General features: G+C 52.0%; 19 protein-coding genes. 12 read left to right on the forward strand and 7 right to left on the reverse strand.

All coding sequences use genetic code 11. From position 1 onward, the window contains the following. Window positions 1-44 precede the first annotated feature (44 nt). From Pla144_RS15100 to Pla144_RS15130, 7 genes are all read left to right on the forward strand, one after another. Window positions 45-1,244, forward strand: a complete 1,200-nt coding sequence (locus Pla144_RS15100; RefSeq protein ID WP_146451507.1) for a hypothetical protein — start codon at window positions 45-47, stop codon at window positions 1,242-1,244. A gap of 120 nt (window positions 1,245-1,364) precedes the next feature. Next, window positions 1,365-2,141 (forward strand): hypothetical protein, encoded by a 777-nt coding sequence (locus tag Pla144_RS15105; RefSeq protein WP_146451508.1) that lies wholly within the window; start codon window positions 1,365-1,367, stop codon window positions 2,139-2,141. A gap of 658 nt (window positions 2,142-2,799) precedes the next feature. Then, window positions 2,800-3,195: an S-adenosylmethionine decarboxylase gene (locus tag Pla144_RS15110; RefSeq protein ID WP_146451509.1), complete on the forward strand. Its 396-nt coding sequence runs from the start codon at window positions 2,800-2,802 to the stop codon at window positions 3,193-3,195. Further along, window positions 3,192-3,752 (forward strand): SET domain-containing protein-lysine N-methyltransferase, encoded by a 561-nt coding sequence (locus Pla144_RS15115; RefSeq protein WP_146451510.1) that lies wholly within the window; start codon window positions 3,192-3,194, stop codon window positions 3,750-3,752. The genes Pla144_RS15110 and Pla144_RS15115 overlap by 4 nt, the downstream gene beginning before the upstream one ends. 228 nt (window positions 3,753-3,980) lie before the next feature. Continuing rightward, window positions 3,981-4,529, forward strand: a complete 549-nt coding sequence (locus Pla144_RS15120; protein ID WP_146451511.1) for a PH domain-containing protein — start codon at window positions 3,981-3,983, stop codon at window positions 4,527-4,529. 225 nt (window positions 4,530-4,754) lie between these two features. Next, a complete protein-coding gene (locus tag Pla144_RS15125; RefSeq protein ID WP_146451512.1) occupies window positions 4,755-5,228 on the forward strand; it encodes a thioredoxin family protein in 474 nt (157 codons plus the stop codon). Window positions 5,229-5,413: 185 nt separating this feature from the next. Continuing rightward, window positions 5,414-5,914, forward strand: a complete 501-nt coding sequence (locus Pla144_RS15130) for a thioredoxin family protein (protein ID WP_197530713.1) — start codon at window positions 5,414-5,416, stop codon at window positions 5,912-5,914. 20 nt (window positions 5,915-5,934) lie between these two features. Here Pla144_RS15130 and Pla144_RS15135 read toward each other — a convergent pair whose 3' ends face one another. From Pla144_RS15135 to Pla144_RS15150, 4 genes are all read right to left on the reverse strand, one after another. Further along, entirely contained in the window at window positions 5,935-6,903 is a 969-nt protein-coding gene (locus Pla144_RS15135) for a hypothetical protein (RefSeq protein WP_146451514.1), read from the reverse strand. Window positions 6,904-7,086: 183 nt separating this feature from the next. Continuing rightward, entirely contained in the window at window positions 7,087-8,058 is a 972-nt protein-coding gene (locus Pla144_RS15140) for an aldo/keto reductase (RefSeq protein WP_146451515.1), read from the reverse strand. After that, window positions 8,051-9,097 carry a ferrochelatase gene (locus tag Pla144_RS15145; protein ID WP_146451516.1) on the reverse strand — a complete coding sequence of 349 codons (1,047 nt, stop codon included), beginning with the start codon at window positions 9,095-9,097 and terminating at the stop codon, window positions 8,051-8,053. The genes Pla144_RS15140 and Pla144_RS15145 overlap by 8 nt, the downstream gene beginning before the upstream one ends. A gap of 166 nt (window positions 9,098-9,263) precedes the next feature. Next, entirely contained in the window at window positions 9,264-9,686 is a 423-nt protein-coding gene (locus Pla144_RS15150) for a hypothetical protein (RefSeq protein ID WP_146451517.1), read from the reverse strand. Window positions 9,687-10,189: 503 nt separating this feature from the next. On the opposite strand from Pla144_RS15150, the gene Pla144_RS15155 reads away from it, so the two are divergent. Further along, entirely contained in the window at window positions 10,190-10,603 is a 414-nt protein-coding gene (locus Pla144_RS15155) for a hypothetical protein (protein ID WP_146451518.1), read from the forward strand. A gap of 122 nt (window positions 10,604-10,725) precedes the next feature. Here Pla144_RS15155 and Pla144_RS15160 read toward each other — a convergent pair whose 3' ends face one another. Then, the gene (locus Pla144_RS15160; protein WP_146451519.1) at window positions 10,726-12,138 is read right to left on the reverse strand and encodes a hypothetical protein; all 1,413 of its coding nucleotides are present in this window, start codon (window positions 12,136-12,138) and stop codon (window positions 10,726-10,728) included. A 729-nt stretch (window positions 12,139-12,867) separates the two neighbouring features. On the opposite strand from Pla144_RS15160, the gene Pla144_RS15165 reads away from it, so the two are divergent. Continuing rightward, window positions 12,868-14,223, forward strand: coding sequence for a transporter (locus Pla144_RS15165; RefSeq protein ID WP_146451520.1), 1,356 nt, complete (start codon window positions 12,868-12,870; stop codon window positions 14,221-14,223). Window positions 14,224-14,248: 25 nt separating this feature from the next. Then, a complete protein-coding gene (locus Pla144_RS15170) occupies window positions 14,249-15,001 on the forward strand; it encodes a C39 family peptidase (RefSeq protein ID WP_146451521.1) in 753 nt (250 codons plus the stop codon). Between the two features lie 6 nt (window positions 15,002-15,007). Here the strand turns inward: Pla144_RS15170 and Pla144_RS15175 are convergent, their stop codons facing one another. Beyond that, window positions 15,008-16,117 carry a DMT family transporter gene (locus tag Pla144_RS15175; protein WP_146451522.1) on the reverse strand — a complete coding sequence of 370 codons (1,110 nt, stop codon included), beginning with the start codon at window positions 16,115-16,117 and terminating at the stop codon, window positions 15,008-15,010. 1 nt (window position 16,118) lies between these two features. Between Pla144_RS15175 and Pla144_RS15180 the strand changes: the two genes are divergently transcribed. Together Pla144_RS15180 and Pla144_RS15185 are read left to right on the forward strand one after the other, a co-directional pair. Then, window positions 16,119-16,775, forward strand: a complete 657-nt coding sequence (locus tag Pla144_RS15180; protein ID WP_146451523.1) for a peroxiredoxin-like family protein — start codon at window positions 16,119-16,121, stop codon at window positions 16,773-16,775. A gap of 252 nt (window positions 16,776-17,027) precedes the next feature. Continuing rightward, window positions 17,028-17,675 carry a hypothetical protein gene (locus Pla144_RS15185; RefSeq protein WP_146451524.1) on the forward strand — a complete coding sequence of 216 codons (648 nt, stop codon included), beginning with the start codon at window positions 17,028-17,030 and terminating at the stop codon, window positions 17,673-17,675. 95 nt (window positions 17,676-17,770) lie between these two features. Here Pla144_RS15185 and Pla144_RS15190 read toward each other — a convergent pair whose 3' ends face one another. Further along, window positions 17,771-18,841: a cytochrome-c peroxidase gene (locus Pla144_RS15190; RefSeq protein WP_197530714.1), complete on the reverse strand. Its 1,071-nt coding sequence runs from the start codon at window positions 18,839-18,841 to the stop codon at window positions 17,771-17,773. Window positions 18,842-18,952 lie beyond the last annotated feature (111 nt).

Below are 18,952 nucleotides of genomic sequence, written 5' to 3' on the forward strand. Positions count from 1 at the left end.
GGTAAATTTCGCCCGCCCAGTGACAAACTAAAGAAAGAACTTCTATGATTCGCCCGATTACTTACTTACTCCTTATGCTCAACGTCTTGCTTGCGGTTTCCACGGCGCGAGCCTTCCATGCTGACATTTTCCTCACTCAAAAGTCTGGAATTCTTATTACCGGGCGAGGAGCGAGCGATCCGGGACAAAGCGGTACGCCTGGGCCTGGAATCCGCTATCATGTGAACGAGATCGCGGGCTTAGCCCCTTTTGTGGACTTGAATCCGGGGCTAAGCGCCGAGGATTCTGGTGACTCATTTTACTTAGGGAATAGCGAGTACCAACCACTTCCAGGCAATCGGTCGGTTGGATTCGACTTGAAGGCCTTCCGCATAGAAGATGGCCCTGCTGCGAACCTATTTTATTGGGACGGCACCGATTCAGTGTCTTTCTCGCCAGTTGCCAATCCCCACGATTTTCTTGAAGTACGCTCGTCGGCAAATGGCTCTGCAATAGCCACGGGCGTGGCCGAGGACGTGGCGGGATACGATTTCACGGCAACTGTCACCACTGGTTTTATTCACAGCCATTTGATCTTCGATTTCGACTTGGACAACTCCCCTGTTACACCGGCCAGCACCGGAGTCTTTCTAGCGGGCTTCGAGTTCAATATCGATCTCACTGGCGATTCTGAGCGAGAAATCGCACGGCCCCATTATTTGGCTCTATACAACGGCCCACCGGGTACTGTGAAGACCGCTTCCATGGCCGCTGTGAATACTTATCTAGATGAAAACTTCTCTCAGTTGAGGCTTTTGGGGGACGTGAGTCCTCTCGATACGGACAACCTTCCGGATGACAAGGTCGATGCCGCAGATATTGATGCGCTGCTCGCGGCAATTGCGACTCAAAGCAGTGATCCGCTCTTCGACCTAGACGGGAATTACTTCGTCAATGCCCATGATGTGGATACGTTGTTTGACCTGCTTGGTACGCAATATGGCGATGCAAACCTAGATGGCAATGTCGACGGAACCGACCTCGGCATCTGGCAAGCAAACTATGGCACGAGTGCAGGTTGGGCAGGTGGGGATTTTGATGGAAGTGTGACCGTGGATGGTCGGGATTTCTTATTATGGCAAAGGCACTACGGAAATGCGGCGGGAATGCTGGCTAGTCCACTGACAATTCCCGAGCCAACGACGATAGTTTCGTCGCTGATTGGTGTTGTAGCAATAACTTGGAGGAGGAGCTTACGAAGCTGAAGAGTAATTACCACAGAGCGCACAGTTGGGGCAGGGTTTTCTTTCAATCTTGACTACCACTCTCTGCGTTCGCTGTGTGCTCTGTGGTAGTTATTCATTTTTTCTTTGGAGGAGCTAACAATGAGAAGTTTTTGTAACCATGTTGCGCGGATTGGATTGACGCTTGCTGGCGTTATCCTGCTGAGTTCCAATCTGGCAATCGCCCAACACAGCGATCTGGAACTTTTCGATGACGGTGGCCAGGTGGTCGCTGAACCACGTATTGCCGAAGGCGAATTCGGTGAGTCACCCAACCCAGCCTATCGGGCTAATGAGCCTGGTATGGAGTCGGACCCCGACGAGTTAGTGTTGGAAGGTGAAACCCCGCTCCCCGGCGGGGCCCTTGTGGGGTTTGACCTGCAACTGTTCACCATGGACAGCGTAAGCAAGAGCCTATTTTATTGGAACGGCATTGGCAGCGTTGATTTCACTTCTGTCCCTTCTCCTTATGAGCTGAAAATCTCTGACGCGACGGAGAGTTTTTCCGTTCAGATTGATGGAACAACTGCTGCAGCGGGCTTCAACTTCGACATCACGTCCGATGGCACTGGAGCCGATCCGGATGGGTTTTTTCATCACGATCTGATCTTCGATCTGGTCGATGGCGGCGGAACCGAAGTAATTAATCCTGCTGCAGGGGTCTATGCTTTCTCCACCGAGTTCAGTGTGGCTGGGCTGACCGAATCGGAACCTGTGTTCTGGTTACTGGCTACCGGCGTCGACGAATCGGTCCACGAGGCGGCCATCGAATTCGTCGCACTCAGCCAGGGGATTATACCTGAGCCGACTTCGCTAGCACTCCTAGGTGGACTGATACTTTCCGGTTTAGGATTTAGGACTCAGGGCGATCGGAGTTAGCTCTATTGGCCAGATTTGTGAGATGATCCTTGGTAGCGAAGCGCCGCTACCTGGCATAGGAGCGGCGCAACACACCCAATAGTCTGACAGATAGTGTCCTACCGGGAGCCTCATCAAGAAAACTAAGTGAGCATTCTGATGAGAGAAATTTTCACCCTTCAGCAAATAATTCCTGGTCACGAAATCCCGTGTAGGGCGCGCGAGTGACACGCTCTGGGACAGAAAAATCGGAACCCCAAATTCGGCCTCTCGCTCGCTCAGGGCCTCTGCGGGTCTTGTGGGACCTGCAGCGTGGCACTGAGGACCACGAATTTCCTCTCAGAAAATTTCGGGAGTTTTGAAGAAACTTTTTCTTCTATTCTTCTCCCAATATGGCGAATCACACTAGACGCGCTAGGGGTGCTTTGCATAAAAATCTTTGATTAGTTTTTACTCACCCGCCCTTTAACACTTTCAGCAGACCACAAAGTTCAGCGACCCTCGAAGCGTTTTCGATCAAAGCTGTGTGCTTTCCCGCTTAAGGCTGTCCATGTCTCGCTCAAGGCTGTACTCCAGGCAATTTTAATTCCTTGCCAGGGCAAACTGCAACTCTCTCTATGCGGCACGTTGTCGCAGGTTGCAAAATTGGTTCCTCCACAATTGAACGGAGATAAAATCTGTGTTGACTGAAGCACCTCCGGAGTATCGACGGATCGTTCACAACGGCGAAAAGCACTATGGCCAGCATATGATGGTCACCGCTCTAGGCTGCAATGAAGCCCTCCTGTCGATCGAAAAGCTCTATGATTTTCTGCAGAACTGTGCAGACGAAATCGACATGGTCCGCTATGGACCCCCGATCGTGGCCCGCTTCGGCAAAGGACACGAGACTGGTTGCTCAGGAGTCCAACTCATAGAGACCAGCCAGATTTCGTTCCACACGAACGACAACCACCGCGATATTTATCTCGATGTATTTAGTTGCAAACCCTATGAGGAGGCAACGGTTTATCGAGTAATAGAGACGTTTTTTTCCCCGTCAAGTATCACAAGTGAGATGGTATACCGTAAATGAAAAGGTTCTATCCCGACCACCTGGAGGTGGTACCCAACGAACCGAGTTGGGAAGACTTCTGTGTCCTGGACGTCGATGGAAAGCGTGGACAAGGGGTGCTTGTGCTGCGGGATTTTTCTCAAGGCAGCGTCCTGTTTCGGATGAATGGCACGCTTAAGACGGAGATGACTCTGCATACTTTGCAGATGGGACCAGGCCTCCACCTGGACGATCCTTACTTTGCTGGAAAGGTGCTGCACAGCTGCGAGCCAAATTCATGGCTCGACACTGATTCGCGCCTTTTCATTGCAACTCGGGACATCACAGCCGGTGAGCTACTCACGATGGACTATGATGAAACGGAGGATGTTTTATTTCGTTCGTTCCCTTGCTGCTGCGGCTCCGCCCGTTGCCGCGGAACGATTGGCGGACGACTCGTGCGACAGCCAGCACACCGAGGACGGCGAAAGACCCAGGTGCTCACAACACCTGCCGAAATCCCCGCCCAGCTTTATGCAACGGCCATGGCCGAGAAGCAGCACTATACTGCCGAGTTCGCCACGGCTTCGGCGAGCTAAACGGAGCTTGAAGGTTGATAATCCAACGGTCTGCGGCACTAGCGCCGTAGGCCGTTTTTCTATAGGGCGAGCGGGGAGCGTAAGCTCCCCGTCTATTTTTCAGGGAGCCTACGCTCCCCGCTCGCCAGCGATTTGCTTCTGCTCGCTACTTGGCACCGCACTGCGTTTCTGGTAGTTTGCGGACCTGCGGATTTCGAATCTCTCCAGGCCGTTAGAACAGGTTTGAGTATGTCGGGTGCGATTGCCGGGGTATTCCCCGCGACTGTAAAAGAGGTGACGATCATGACGGTATGGCCGTCGATAGCTGCCACGGCCTACGGTCGCTGGTGGGGTCGACGGTTTGCCAATTCAGTCGGCCTGACCCTTTTTGGCCTCCCCATCACTTTGGGCCGATTAATGGCCCTGGTGTCGATTCCATTTATTCTTCCTGTGTACTTTCATATGCTCATCCCAAAGCTTCCTTTTGTGCTTTGGGGAATCCCAAATCCAGCTTGCCTTCGCTATCGTCTGACCAATCGTCGGGTGATTGTTGAGCAAGCCTTCGGAGGGGGAGAACAACAAAGCGTGTCCTTTGACCGGTTCGACACCATTGAACTTGAAGTTCTCCCAGGTCAAGAATGGTATCCAGCAGGCGATTTGATCTTTCGCAATGGTCAGATCGAGACCTTCCGGCTCTCCGGTGTCCCCCATCCAGAGCCATTTCGCCAAACGTGTCTTAAAGCCCGCAACGGCTTTGTCGGTGTGCAAATGGCACGCGAGAGTGGCGTGGCTGTTTGAACGCCTTGCAGGCAATCTATTCTGAACACCCTTCTTGTGTAGTCGGCTGCTAGTCATAGTCCGTTTGTAACGAAGAAACTTGTTGCGCGGGACCGCGAAGCTTCAGCCGTCGTGTCGATTCTCCCTCAGAACAAAAACATACCCATGCCCGTGCTAGCGACGGCCGATAGAACTCGTTAGCACTTAAATCTCGAATGGTTCCGCTTTTATTCGGAGGAACAGGGCATGGAGCGAATCGTCGCAGGGGTAATTCGTTGGGCAGTTCTGGCTGCCATTTTCTCCCCCACTGCCAAGTGTCTGGGCGATTCTCCCAGTGCTGCTACCGATCATGCGAAGCCACTCTTTAAGCATCACAGCTATCCAGACGCCTGGACCGCTGCCCAGGAATCTAACAAGCCAATCCTGGTCTATGTGACCATGCCACAGTGTCCCCATTGCACAAAAATGCTCGATGGTACCTATGGTTGCGCGGAAGTAAGCGAGATGGTGACCGGCTCGTTTGAGACTCTTGAGGCGAGCCGCTATACCCATGCTTTATTGGTAGAGAAGCTGCATATCAAGTGGTACCCCTCGACCGTTCTGGTGGGGTCCAATAATAAAGTCCTCGACATGATCGAAGGCTATGTCGACAGCGAGACATTCAAGCGGCGACTGCAACTAGGAATCGCCTCTGCCAATAACTCCACTCAAACTCGATAGCAATCGGTGGAAATCGCGGTAGCTTAATATGAGAGCGAACTTAAACGTCCTTTTCTTCGTATCCCAGGATAGCTTCACGAAGTCTACTTGCCTGTGATGCCGATAGTAGATATTGAGTTCTTATGTTGTCCGCTGCCATGCGGAGGCAATTTCCTGAGAGCTGTCCAAACCGAAGAGTTAACAGAATGAAGTCCTGTTGTTTCATGATTATATTGCTGGCAACGCTAGCAGTTCCCCGAGCGAGCTGCGCATTTGCCCAAGCAAGGCCGCATGCGAGTGTGGCACCCGCCGGCATCTTCGATCATCCCACGGTGGAAGGGGCATGGAAGGAAGCGATCGAGCGGCAGCGACCGCTCTTGGTGATGTTCACTTCAGAAAACTGCACATTCTGCCGGAAGATGGTCCACGAAACTTACGGAAATCCCCAAGTCCAGAAGTTGCTGCGGGGGAGAACGGAATCAGTCATGGCACATTCAGATGACTATGCCGCGCTGATAAAGAAGCTAGGAATCCGTGGCTATCCCTCGTCGCTGTTGATCTCACCCGATGGCGAGGTACTAGATTTCATCGAGGGATACCTCGAACCGAAGGCCTTTGCCCAACGAGTAGGCCCGCTCCTGAATAAGCCATTAGAGCGAGTGGGGAGTTTAAATCTTTCAAACGTCGCAGACAGGAACTTGGAATAGCCCCTTTCGAGAGAGGGCTATCAAACCAAGGCAGGAGTGCGCTGATCTTCGCTTTTCAGCGCTCTCACGCAGTCCTTTGCATCGAAGTCGACCTCAAAGGTGATCGGGTACTTGTAACCTTGCGGGGATGCTGGGGCTAATTTTGGTATCCGCCGCATCACTCGCAAGGCGAATTCTTTGGCGGCTGGTCGCCAGCCAGTTAACTCGGTCGATCGAAACTCGCCGCCAAGCACTTGCCGGAAATGCCTGTTCGCTAGAAATACATTGTTTCGCCGAGCCGCTCGTTTGGTCATGTGCTCTGTGGAAAGCGACACATTCACACCGCCGGTGTTTACGACGCGATGCGGTGTGTGTTGCGGCCAGGTGATCATTTCGCCGGGCTGGAGATCCACCTCGACGGCCAGTTCATCGTACGCCGTTCGGAAATCGAGTTCTTCCGACTTCTCCCCGCAAAGTACTCCTTCAATTGTTTCGTCAGAGACAATGCCCGATTCCAACGGGTAAGCCCACACCCGCTTTGTACCACGGATGTGCCAAAGCATATTTACGGGGCAATCGAGATGGTAATAGACAATCGCCTGTGGGGATGAAATCAGGAGATTAGCAGAGCGATTGTAAGTAGCCAGCCCGGGGCATGTATCTTCGAGTTCATCGTACAACCGATTTACCGTCTCTTCGTACTCAGGATGGTGATCCATTACGCGCCGCAAGTTCAGCCAGACGCGACCGCGACTCACGGCTTCCAAAAGCTCAACGGCTGTGAGATTCCCGGCACGACCTTCTTGCCACTCGGTGTGGAGTTCGGGATCAGTCCCCATGGTATTGATCCCCAGGTCCTTACGGGGGTGAGCGTCTAGGATCTCTATCAGGTTCTCGTCTTGGAACATCTCCAATTCGTGTAGTCGATGCTGTGCGACAAAGATGGCATTCTCCATTCGCGCAGCTTGATCGGGGGTCCAATTTTCCAGAAGACGAGTTGGCTGACTCATTTATTCATGTCTCCGCAAACGGTGGATAAATAGGCGAGCGAGAGGTAAGAACTCGCGGCACCCAGAAATCTACGTCGCGGTGACTAATGAGAAGAGAAATCCTCAATCTGAAGCAGTTGGCAATGATGAGTTGAAAGTAATTACGGGACTCCCAACCGGTATTATCTGCATGATAGGACGGATTTAGTAAAATACTCGATTAACCAAAGCCTTGCCTCGCTTTGCCAATGCCTTGTCGATTATCTCGTGTTGAGCCTCATTCAACTGCCAACCCATGGCCCCCGCCACTTCCGCGAATTGCCAAGGTCGCTTTGCTCCACATAGCGTGGCCGCGATCCCGGGCTGAAATATCGTCCAATTGATGACGACCTGAGCCACAGTCTTGCCGGCGTCCTCTGCAACAGTTCGGATTTCGTCAATGAATTGCAGATTCTTTTCCCATTCTTCGCCTTGGTACATCGGATACTTGAGCCGCTTGTCGGTGGAGTCCAGTGGATGCTCGCGAGTGATATGCCCGGCAAGTAGTCCCTTCATGAGTGCCCAATAGACGACAACCGCGATCCCCCGCTTCTGGCACCAGGGAATCGTTTGCTCTTCGATGCCACGTTGTAACATGTTGTAGGGGAGTTGCACCGCGGTCACAGGACAAACGGCATGAAACGCCTCAAGCTGCGGTAGATGAGCATTCGAAACCCCAGCAGCACTCACCTTTCCAGCGGCCATTAGCTCGGCGATGGCCCCCGCCGATTCGGCCACGGGCACCTCAGGGTCCGGAGAATGCAAATAGTAGAGATCGATGTGATCGATTCCCATTCGCTGCAGGCTTTCGTCGCACTCCTGGAGGATCGTCTCCGGTCGGGCATCCTGCTCTTGCTGGCCTTCTGAGTTGTAGTGAATCCCACACTTGCTGGCGATCACATACGAATCACGTTCCGAGCTAATTGCCTGTCGAATCAGGTTCTCACTCTCGCCATTTGGGCCGTAGCAGTAGGCCGTGTCGATGAAATTGACCCCTACGCCTGCGCAACTGCGAATCGTGGCGATGCTGTCCGCATCGTTGACACCTGGGCTCGTCGTTCCTGCCATGGGCCAGGTGCCAAGCGATACGGGAGACACGAACAGGTTGCTTGAGCCGAGTTGTCGGGTTTCAGTCATTCTTGTTTTGCGAAGGTGAAGGAGGTCGCACCGGTGAGTACAGGCAGCAATCTATCGGACAGACATCGTGACTCGGTCCCATATCGCCGAGGCTGAGGCGATTGGGCGATTCGCTAAGTCGTTCTTCAATCAAGAGCCGAATCATTTCGACAAACTTGGGATGGGTTCCCACGGTTGCAGCACGGTGCATCGTGATCCCCAGTTTATCGCACAACTCCTTTGCCTCGGTATCGATATCGAATAGCACTTCCAAGTGGTCCGAGATAAAACCAATTGGCAGCACTATCACATCCGTGACTGCTTGCCCTGAGTGGAGTTCCTGGATTCGGTCACACACATCTGGCTCCAACCAAGGCTGGTGCGGCGAGCCGCTGCGGCTCTGGTAGACTAGCTCCCATTTGTCATGACTTACTCCTGCTGCGACCAGTCGGCAAGTTTGCTGAAGCTGGGCAACATAGTTGCAGTTGTCGGCCATCCCGTTCGGGATCGAGTGCGCCGTGAAGAGCAGGGGAGTCGCTGGGCGTCTCTCTTCGGGGATCTGTTCTAAACAGCTCTGCACCGACTCGATCATTGGTTCTACAAAGCCAGGATGATTAAAGAAGACTCGGATTTTGTCGATTTGCGGCGCCTTCTTACCAACCGTCTCCTGCGCTCGGGCGATGTCCTCTCGGTACTGACGACAACCCGAGTAGGAGCTGTAGGCACTGGTGAAGAATGCCAGGGCCTGTTTCACCCCATCATCAGCCATCTGGCGGAGAGTATCAGCCAAGAGTGGATGCCAATTGCGGTTGCCCCAGTAGATCGGAAAATCGTGTCCGTGGCTGCGAAGCTCTTGCTCCAGGGCAACTATGAGCTGGCGATTTTGCTCATTGATCGGACTCACCCCGCCAAAATGCTGATAATGCTCCGCCACCTCCAGCATGCGTTCGCGAGGGACCGGCTTCCCGCGCAGAACGTTCTCAAGAAAGGGCATCACATCTTCTGGGCCTTCAGGCCCCCCGAAGGAAACTACAAGCAGGGCGTCATAGTTGGCAGACATAGGCTTATTAATGTGGTATCGAGGATTAATGTGGATCGACAGCTATCCAAATTCTAAGGGTTCTGCTTGCCACTGGTAACCGCCAAGAATGCTATTCATAAACGCGAAAAGCCGGTAGCTTTCGCTACCGGCCTTTTCGTTTTAGAAAAACTAGTGGAGCCCAAAATCAGAATGCCGATGCGGCAGAAAAACCACCGGCATAAACATGGACTGATTTGGTGGTGGTGATCGATTTCACAGGGACACCAAACACCTTAAATGATACGGTTTTTGACGTGGTCTTGCCGGCAGCCGAGCCATTGATTCCACCTGCAAAGTGGTGACCTGCAGCGAAGTAACCGTTGGCCGAACCCGCGGCGGCATTGTTCTTGCCCACATAAGCAAACGATCCACCAGCCGCAATAGCGATGGAATGGGGCTGATATCCATGACCACGCACGGACTCAGCAACCTGATCAGAGACGATTGTGGCGTCATGCAAACCCATAGCAGACAACGTAGCGCGGTCGATGGAGCCATCGAAAGCTTGTGCCGAAGATGCCGTCATGAGAAGCATGACGCTAGCAATTCCAAAAAACATTTTACACATAGAAGTACCTCTTAAGTAGAAAGCCGGGTTGTAAACAGGGAGTGCGCACAACCCGTAGAACAGTTACAACCCATCTATCTCTACTGAAACAAGAGGTATGCTCCCCGTCAATCAAATTCCGGAAAGAAAAGTCAAAAGCGGGAACCGGACCAAATCCCCGAAACTTGGTGGTCCTTGCCAAAAAAGCTGGTTTCCAGGGCGAAAATCCAGATTGGCTTCCTCGTCAATTGCAGAATTGCGTGCAGGCTGGCGACCCTAAGCAAATCGTTTGGGGCACTCCGAAAGCTCACTGAGACAAGCGTAACCGATACCTTCGTTATTCTCGACGGAAAAGCCAGAAATTATCTCTCGTCTCTTGCATCTCTTTGTTGAAGAGACTTCGACCCTGATTAGTGTGAAAGCTGTCAAGGAGCTTTCCACAATTTTTCGCATGGCTGACCTTTTCGACATTCGAGCCGATCGGCTATGCACCCCCTCTTTCTACCTCCATGGAGAAATCATCGATGAGAAAAAGTATTGTTTTGAGCGCATGCCTGGCTATTTGCTGTGTCATTGGTCAAGTTCACGCGGCCGAAGGTGTTATTCCATCCAACACCCTAGATGCCATGGGCCTCAGCGGTGTGAAAGTCGTCTCCGACAGCACTGCTGCAGAAGTACGTGGTATGGGTTATGTGCCCATCTCGATTGCGGCTGGCGGTTCGTTCGCCGGAGTAGGTAGCCACCATGCTGCTGCTGGTTCGGTCAATGGCTATTTTGCCGCTGGTAAGTACGCTGCTTCGGGTGCCAACGGATCAGAAGCAGGGATCACTAAGGTCCATGTCAAGTCCATCGACATCGGTGGTGTTACGAAGACGATTACGACGACCAAGTCTATTAGTGTCTATGCCGGCGGATATTCTTCGGCCATGTCCTTCTAGTCATCAGAAATAGAAGTACAGAGTAGAGCAACCTTCCTTTGGAAGGCAAAAAAGAAAGGCCCCGACACATTTGTGTCGGGGCCTGCTTTCTTTTCTAAGTCGCGAATCGGTCTAGTTTTATATCACCAAGTGAAGCCTGTTCCGATGGTCAAACCGATCAGGCTGAGATCGATTCCTTGAGCTAACGCAGTTGCACGTCCCTCAGAGAAGGGAGGGGCGTTGGGATCGCCGAAACCAGCGAAGGAGCTCGCGACGGCGGAACCGAGACTTGCACCCCAGTATTGATACTCGCCGGCCACACGGAAGAAGGCATTGGCTGGGAAGCACATGACTCGGTAATTAGCTTGAACACCAAGTTGGGCCTCACCAATATAAAGTGCATCATCTACCTGGGAGAACGCACCGTTATAGGAACCGGCAGTGGCTCCCGCAGTGAGTTCAATCGTGTCTGTCTCGGCACTATTAGTGATTGGTCCCCACACCACAGAGCCTCGTAAGTTGTAATACAAGCTGAGGCAAGAATCGCAGTGGAAGGGTCGATATCCCGAAAGGGCAGTCGTGATGCCCATGCCGTGGGCAGAACGATTCGAGCGAGCATTTCCGCTCAGAATTCCGAGTCCGGCTGCTCCATCGTTGAGCTGTGCATCAACACTCAAAGCCGAGTCATGCAAAACCGATGCATAACGGGCACCGAAGGCGAACGTGTTGCGACAGGTATAGTGGCAGAAGCTACGAGTCACCTCGATGTCAGCGGTGTAGGCTTCGAAACGATTGTGGATGAAGTATCCAAAATCGGGGGTTGGGCCCGGAGGAGTGAAAGTGAATGGATCATAAGTGTCTTCAGCAGCTTGCATGTTCCAGTAACGTCCCACGATCCCCCAACATCCACACTGAGCACCCAACCACAATCGGGGTGCCACGTACATGTCGTCGATAGCGATATCATCACTTCCAAAGGTTGCATCAAGCGCAGGTGCTGCGAACCCATCCTGCAAGCGGTAGCTTACTCCACTGGCATTCAAGTCTGGAGCGAGGAATGTGGCCTCTACGCCGGCAAGCCAGAAGCAAGGGGGACGGCAGCATGCGCAGCAGGACTGGCAACAGCAACCATCTGAACAGCAGCCGCTTCCTGTGCAGCAGTCACCACCCGAGCAGCAACCAGGATCAGTATAGGAACAGCTCGGATCACATTCGCTACCACAACAATCTTGGTAGGCACTGACTTTGGCAAATTCACCCGAGGTTAACTGTCCGACGTAGAAGTCAGAGTTTTTCAGTGCGGTTTGAAGAGAACCGTCTGCGACTACCTCTTGGGAAGACGTAAGTTGAAGATCTTCATTCTTAATGGTTTTTCCGAGTTCGACGTCAGACTTAAGAGGTTGCTCTACCGGAGGAAGTTCCTGGAAAGACTCACCGACAGCTAGGGGCGTAGTCGTTTCGGATGCCAGAACGAGCTGTCCATTTAAGCCAACGAGAATGCTTATTGCCGATAGAGCAATCCAGATGGGTTTCGAGTGAGATTGGTCTGTGCTCATAGCGAAGCCTTTTTCTGTACTAAGTGGATCGTGAATTTTCTAGCTCACTCGAGAGCCTAACGATTGAGGCTCTGCTGGAGCTACTATTTGCATGATTGATAGCAACCAATCCTCAGGAGTTACCGTAAGGATTCCTACCGCATGATCGACCCTCATAGAACAAAATAGACACAAATCTAGTTCCAGCAGTTGTAATCCGTAAAACCGTTAGAGTCACCTAAACCATCTTCTTAGGCATGAAAACAGGAAATACTGGCCATAAATCTTACCTAACCGTTCCATCCGGAAGGCCAGAGCGATTCACACCGCTCTCGTAAGGCGTCTCGATGAAGTTCTGAGCGAACCGCGCCGATCATCGCTATGGGATCAACTAAGCCGCATATGCGCCACGACTGCTATCACTAGCATGAACGGCGAATCTGAGTTTTAAGTACGACCCCTTTAACCCGCACGAGATTGGCTCTGGGAATCGAGAAGACAAGACTCGGCCAGAGTCTTTCGATTTCTTGTGTCTGGCAAGGTAAACGGTGATCGAAAGTAGCCACCATGAAACTCATGCAAGAACTATTTATTCGCTTCACCGTTTGGTCGACTGTACGTAGACGACCTAGGGCAACTGCTATTCTTGCACTATTGATTTCAATGTTCTTAGGAAGTCTTTCGAGTGCACAAGAAGGTGTAACAGGATTTCTTGGGCCGCTATTCTGGAAAAATCCAACAGATACCCAGATGGCACGAGAAAAGACTCAGGCAAAAGCAAAGCAAGAAGTGTGGGTCAACACGGCACCGACGGCACCCAATTATCTTCCTGCGGTTGCCAAAGCCAATACACAACACGGTTTCTCGGGACCGTTCTATTGGAAGAACCCCCAGGTTTCAGCAGGCTACAGCGGCCAGCCCATTGCAGAGGTTCACCCAAGAAATGAGTTTGGCCAGTCGATTGACCTCATGGGGCCCCTAGTCTGGAAAAATTCCCCGCATGTTTTGCCCCGGCAGGAAAGATTCTTGACGGAAGAAGTTTTTGGGCTCGCGGATGCGGGTACCCTCGATCTACGCCAGGCATCAAACTACTCTCTCTTGCAGGGTGAAGCGCCGTCACCACCTGGTTTTCTCAGTGGGGAGCCAGAGGTTGTGCAGATTCCCTCGATTGTAGGCGAAGATGGCACCTTGTTGCCACCTCCACTACCAGAGAATCTAAGTGATGTACCTGCTCCCATCGTGGGCGGAGGATTGTCGGAGGCTGACACACTGGGAGAAGAACCGGTGACCAATAACTTGCAGTTTTTACGTGCAAGTGCAGTTCTCCTCGAACCAGGCGACATGCAATTCGACATCGGTTTTTCCTACTTGCTCCTCGACAATGACTTTACAGTCGTTGATAGCGGGAACCAGTTAGTTGAAACACATTTCAAACAGCGTCAACTGGTCGTGCCGCTGGAAATTAGATACGGACTTACCGAGCGTGCCCAATTCTTTATTAACACCCCAGTTGGTTGGGCACAAACCGAATTGGCAACGCTAGGATTCGATGCACGCGAAAATGATGGGGGCATCGGAGATATTACCACGGGCATTTCCTTTTTAGTCCGAGATGGACAGGGACGTTGCGCAGATACCATTTTCACGGTCGCGGGTACTTTTCCAACTGGTACGGATCCCTTTACCACTGCACTGTTGTCGGTTAACGCCCCCTCATTGGGAGGCGGGTTTTATGCAATCTCGACGGACCTCTTATGGATCGAGACCTTCGATCCCGTCGTTATCTTTTACGGCCTTGGGTGGCGACATCAGTTTGAAAGCGAATACTTTGGTGTTGATGTGCAACCCGGCGAGGACTTCCGGGGCCAATTGGGCGTTGGATTTGCCGTGAATCAGAAGGTCACTTTGAGCACACGCTTCAATTTTGCCTATGTAACCAAAACGCGACTTGACCATCAGTTTGTCGATGGCACTTTCCAAGAGCCTATGGCGCTTCGATTTGCCGCTACGGTTGCAAATTGCAACCGGATAATTGAGCCTTTCGCTGAGATTGGTGCTACCGATTCTGCACCTGCTTCGCGCTTTGGAATTACTTGGACCTACTGAGATAGCCCTGGTCAAAGAGTAGACGATGTCCAAACAAATGCACGTGACCTCGAATGCCATCCCTTGTCGGAGAATTGTCTCGATCAGGTCGTGCATTCTGATCGTGACACTATTACTTGCTGCCAGTTACCTTTCCTCAGCCCTGGCTGCGCCGCCGATTCGAGACAGTCAGCATATTGCTTCCAAATATGTCTGTAGCTGGAAATCACTGAAAGAGCGGAACGTCGTCATGCAGAAGCGTGACTATTCCTGCGGAGCCGCCGCTCTAGCCACCGTGATCAAATTCTACATCGGCGATCCTATGAATGAGGGTGTGATCTTAAGAACCCTCGACGGACTGCTCACCTTTGAGGAAGTGAAGGATCGCATCGAGAACGGTTTGGCTATGAGCGATCTGCGCAAGGCTGCCGTGGAATTGAGCTATCAATCAGTTGTCGCGCAGATGTCTTTGGAACAATTGTTCGAGTCAAAAGTACCGCTGGTGGTGGGTATCACGGAGAATGAATATAAGCATTTCGTCGTTTACCGTGGTACCGACTATCAATATGTCTATCTCGCAGACCCCATCCGGGGCAACATTCGTTTACTGATTAACGATTTTGCCTGCCAATGGCAGAAGAACCTAGCGCTCGCTGTGGCCAAACCGGGTGTCCCACCGCGATTGGTTTCTCCACTGAGCCTAACCGCACGGGATATATTCCTGGGCCAAACAAACGACCAGCTGCTGCGAACTATTCCCAGCCGTGGAGCCGGCAAGAACGCTCGCCAGGGACTCTAGGAGACTTCACACGGTCTCGACGACTTCTGCCTCGATGGCACGAATGCGAGCCTGACTCCACATCACTAGCGCATTTGCTATCAGGACCAATACTGTGCCGATCAACGTGCGTCCCGAGAGTCGTTCGCTATCACCCAAGACGAGAAATCCGAACAGCAACGAAGTAGGCAAATACAGGTACGAGAGCACGCTGATGATCGTCGTGGAGAGCACAGACGTTACATGCACCCACATGCCATGACCCACCAATGCGATCCCCAAGCTGAGGTAGAGAATGAGCGGGATGTCGCGAGGCACGATCTCCCAATCGGTCAGCGGCCAGCATAAAAGGAACACAGGCAGGGCGAAGGTGAACTGTCCCCAGGCCCTGAGATTGGTGTCGACCTTCACATGGTGCTGATGCAACAGCGGCAACATGGCCGCAGCCAATCCACTAATAATTCCGATCAAGAGGCCAAGTGTCTGATCGTTTTCAAGGCTGAATTCTGGAATCAGCAGGTAAGTACCCAAACAAGCCAACATCAGACCCATGATGTCGAGCAATTTTACGCTCCCAAAACCGAGAATCCATCCCATTAGTAGCAGATGGAGTCCGTAGGTAGAGAAGCCAATCGCTCCGATGGCGGCGCTAGCTAGCTTGATGCTCAAGAAAAACGTCAGCCAATGCAATCCGAACATAATGCCAACTGAAATCAGCGCCCACCAAGTAGGACGGTCCCAGTTGCTCATCTTTTTCCAAGTGAGTTCTCCCTTCGCGATTACAAGCACAGTCATTCCCAAGCTTGCCAGCCCCAGACGCACAATTCCCAGCGTGTAGGCATTGAGCTCCACCATCCGCACACACGCCGGCGCGCTGGAGAAAATAAGAATCGTCAGTGCGGCTTTCAGCAATGGTGGCAAAGCGAATTCGTGTGGGATTGAGGGGGCAGGGGAGTCGGATGAAGGAGTAAGGTATTGTGAGCACAATGGCTCTGCTTTGCCACCCGACAAGTCACACCATTGTTCTGCCCGCTGGGGACCATGGCAAATCAATTTGAAATCAACTATGCTGGGTCGTAACGTATTGACCTGCCAAGGCTCCATCCTCCCTGACCTGCGACCCCAGGAACTGAACACAATGGCTCATTCCCGTCAAAACAAATGGCTTGCCAACTGCCTATTCCTTTTCATTTGCACATTGGTTCCAATTGAAAGCGTTCATTCTGAAGAGCCGCAAGAAAAAACTGCTCAGCAGGCCGCTGCAACAGCCCTCAAAGTGGGTGATCAGGCGATCGATGGTGTCCTCATCGATGGCGCGGGTAAGGAAGTCCAATTAAGCGATCTTTGGAAAGAGGGGCCGCTAGTCGTCATCTGGTATCGAGGTGGGTGGTGTCCCATCTGTATGCGTCATCTTAGAGGGATCCAGGAAGCCATGCCACAGATCAAAGAGGCAGGTGCGAAGATCGTAGCCATTGCTCCTGAACTGCCGGAGATGTCCAAGCAGACCGCAGAAAAAAATGGCTTCGATTTCTTGCTTCTCAGTGACAAGGGGAATACCCTCGGTGAGAAATACGGGATCGTATTCAAACTCGACCCCGGCACCGCCACTAGATATCAGCAGCTATTCGACCTTGAGAAATTCAACGGCGATGCAAGCATGGAGTTGCCTGTTCCTGTCGCCTATGTAATCAACGAAAAAGGCGTCATCACGTTTGCGTATGTCGAACCCGACTATCGGCAGCGAGTTAAACCGGGTGATATCGTAGATGCCTTAAAGACAACGCCTGCTAATTGAAGATTTAGATCCTGAATTGTAAGAAATAGAACACAGAAGAACACTGATAGGGTGGATTTGCGCAGATCAGAAAGATTTCAAATGAATCCGCGGTAATCCGCTAAATCCGCGTTCATCTGCGGCCTATTTACTCTCTGTATTGGAAGTTTTTAAAGAGACAAAGTACTTCGATCGTTTTAGCAAAGTTAATTGAGAAGTGAGATGGAAGAATCAGTAGTAACTAAACCACCAAGAACTATATGGAGATGGATCGTGGGAGCATTAGCACTAGGTGCTGCCTTTGCGGCGAGTTGGGTACTCACGGCTGAGTACACCACCGAGCAGACCGTCGAGCGAACTTTCGTCATCGACGAGGACTTCACCAAAGTCAGGAAAATCATGGTACGCACCAACGCGACGAAGGAAATCATGACCATGGGGGGGACTAGCGAGTTTGTCGAGCAGAAATGGGAAGAGGGCACGATAAACACCGGGGCTGAGAATATTGGTGAGGCCCTACTGAAAACAGTCTTTTCTGCCGATCCCAACTGGAAGCTCGAACTGCATGGCATCCTCAAGGTACGGACTCTAGATGACTATGTGGGCCGCGAGGTCGTCACTCTTAATCAGAATGTTGAAATCTCCCCTAATGAGATCGACTCTGTTTCGAAACTGGAAGAGGGCTCCGAGCGGCTTAAGGGATATGAACTGACGACAATTCTTGAGAGGGAAGAGGACCACACTCGCATCGACCTGAAACTTACCCAGAAGATCAAAACCCACGCCCCCTGGTTCGCCCATCGCATTGCCGACCGCCGCGTGAGGGAGTCCGCCGCCAAGTCCATTGAGAAACAAGAGCAGGCTATGATCCAACTCATTAATGACAACAAAGACAAGAGCTGGTTGTTACCGCTTAATTGAAAATCCCTGTTAGCCGTGCCTGCGGAAGCTCAGGAGGCGGAGCGAAGCGTTTTTGCCGGTACTCGCATTATTTGCACTGACGACTAGGTGAACTGCTAAAACGTGGGGAGTGGCGGGGGTTCGATGCGGTGCTGTGGCTCGCTGAGCGAGTGTAAGAATGCCTCCAAATCTTGTAAGTCCTGCTCATTGAGATGCAACGGCTTAATTCTGGAGGATTTCGTCGGGAACAAGGGATCCTCCTGCTGATCCCTACGGCGACGTAGTGATGGCATCCCAGCGTTGTAGAGTGTCAACACTTCTTCTAGGGTGAACATGCCGCTGTGCATGTAAGGTGCCGTCCTGCCAACATTTCTCAATGATGGTGTGCGAAAAGCGCCCACGTCTTTAGGATCTTTGGTGACTTTATAGCGACCCAAATCTTCGAAGCGAGTACCATAGTTACTCAGACCAATGTGATGAAACTGATCGTCCGTAAGCAAAGGTCCATGATGGCAGTTCATGCAACGCGCGTCTGTACGGAACAGGTGTAATCCAGCGAGTTCAGAGTCTGTGAGCGCCTCCGAACGTCCCTTAAGAAATTGGTCGAAATGACTCTGTCCCCCTACCAGTGTGCGTTCAAAGGCGGCCAGGGCCTGCTTTACCTTTTCCATGGTGGGGGTGCCGATGCCAAAGACTTTTTCAAACTGCTCAGTGTAATCGGGGAGACTCGAAAGATTCTGGGTAATCTTTTCAGCAGAAGAATGCATTTCGTCTGGGTTGGTCAATACAGCTTCTGCTTGTGCCTCAAGACTTTCCGCACGCCCGTCCCAGAAGAACGAATCGCGTAGCCCTCCATGTAATAGCGAAGGTGCATTGCGAGTTAGTTGGGTGCGGTTGTGGCCAAAGGAAACCGCTCGACCATCACTCCAAAACAAGTCTGGTTCGTGGCATGAAGCGCAAGCGAGCTGTCCGCTGCCAGACAGGCGGGGGTCAAAAAAAAGCTTGCGACCGAGTTCGATTTTCTCCACTGTACGGGGATTTTCACATGGATCAGCTACCTCCGGAATCTGACCAAGTTCACGCCACGAGACATCTTCTTCAACGTGAGGTGCTGGCCAGGAGGAGGGAGGTCCGGAGTAAAGCTGTCGTAGTTCAGTAATGTAGTCGGAGCGCTCGTCAGAAGACATGGATGCTCTGGGCTCGGGTCGCTTGGCTAGAACGACTGTCGACTCTAATGAAATCAACAACAATAGCACCATATAGAGCATGCTCAATCGAAGTTGGTTGTTCGGACACAT

Source organism: Bythopirellula polymerisocia, from assembly GCF_007860015.1.
Lineage (GTDB): Bacteria > Planctomycetota > Planctomycetia > Pirellulales > Lacipirellulaceae > Bythopirellula > Bythopirellula polymerisocia.

Bases quoted from the DNA above. Each gene is read 5' to 3' on its own strand.
- Pla144_RS15165 (WP_146451520.1), top strand. From the start codon at position 12,868: ATGGCACGAGAAAAGACTCAGGCAAAAGCAAAGCAAGAAGTGTGGGTC.
- Pla144_RS15160 (WP_146451519.1), bottom strand. From the start codon at position 12,138: ATGAGCACAGACCAATCTCACTCGAAACCCATCTGGATTGCTCTATCG.
- Pla144_RS15105 (WP_146451508.1), top strand. From the start codon at position 1,365: ATGAGAAGTTTTTGTAACCATGTTGCGCGGATTGGATTGACGCTTGCT.
- Pla144_RS15190 (WP_197530714.1), bottom strand. From the start codon at position 18,841: ATGTCTTCTGACGAGCGCTCCGACTACATTACTGAACTACGACAGCTT.
- Pla144_RS15135 (WP_146451514.1), bottom strand. From the start codon at position 6,903: ATGAGTCAGCCAACTCGTCTTCTGGAAAATTGGACCCCCGATCAAGCT.
- Pla144_RS15100 (WP_146451507.1), top strand. From the start codon at position 45: ATGATTCGCCCGATTACTTACTTACTCCTTATGCTCAACGTCTTGCTT.
- Pla144_RS15140 (WP_146451515.1), bottom strand. From the start codon at position 8,058: ATGACTGAAACCCGACAACTCGGCTCAAGCAACCTGTTCGTGTCTCCC.
- Pla144_RS15115 (WP_146451510.1), top strand. From the start codon at position 3,192: ATGAAAAGGTTCTATCCCGACCACCTGGAGGTGGTACCCAACGAACCG.
- Pla144_RS15130 (WP_197530713.1), top strand. From the start codon at position 5,414: ATGAAGTCCTGTTGTTTCATGATTATATTGCTGGCAACGCTAGCAGTT.
- Pla144_RS15180 (WP_146451523.1), top strand. From the start codon at position 16,119: ATGGCTCATTCCCGTCAAAACAAATGGCTTGCCAACTGCCTATTCCTT.
- Pla144_RS15170 (WP_146451521.1), top strand. From the start codon at position 14,249: ATGTCCAAACAAATGCACGTGACCTCGAATGCCATCCCTTGTCGGAGA.
- Pla144_RS15155 (WP_146451518.1), top strand. From the start codon at position 10,190: ATGAGAAAAAGTATTGTTTTGAGCGCATGCCTGGCTATTTGCTGTGTC.
- Pla144_RS15150 (WP_146451517.1), bottom strand. From the start codon at position 9,686: ATGTGTAAAATGTTTTTTGGAATTGCTAGCGTCATGCTTCTCATGACG.
- Pla144_RS15120 (WP_146451511.1), top strand. From the start codon at position 3,981: ATGTCGGGTGCGATTGCCGGGGTATTCCCCGCGACTGTAAAAGAGGTG.
- Pla144_RS15125 (WP_146451512.1), top strand. From the start codon at position 4,755: ATGGAGCGAATCGTCGCAGGGGTAATTCGTTGGGCAGTTCTGGCTGCC.
- Pla144_RS15145 (WP_146451516.1), bottom strand. From the start codon at position 9,097: ATGTCTGCCAACTATGACGCCCTGCTTGTAGTTTCCTTCGGGGGGCCT.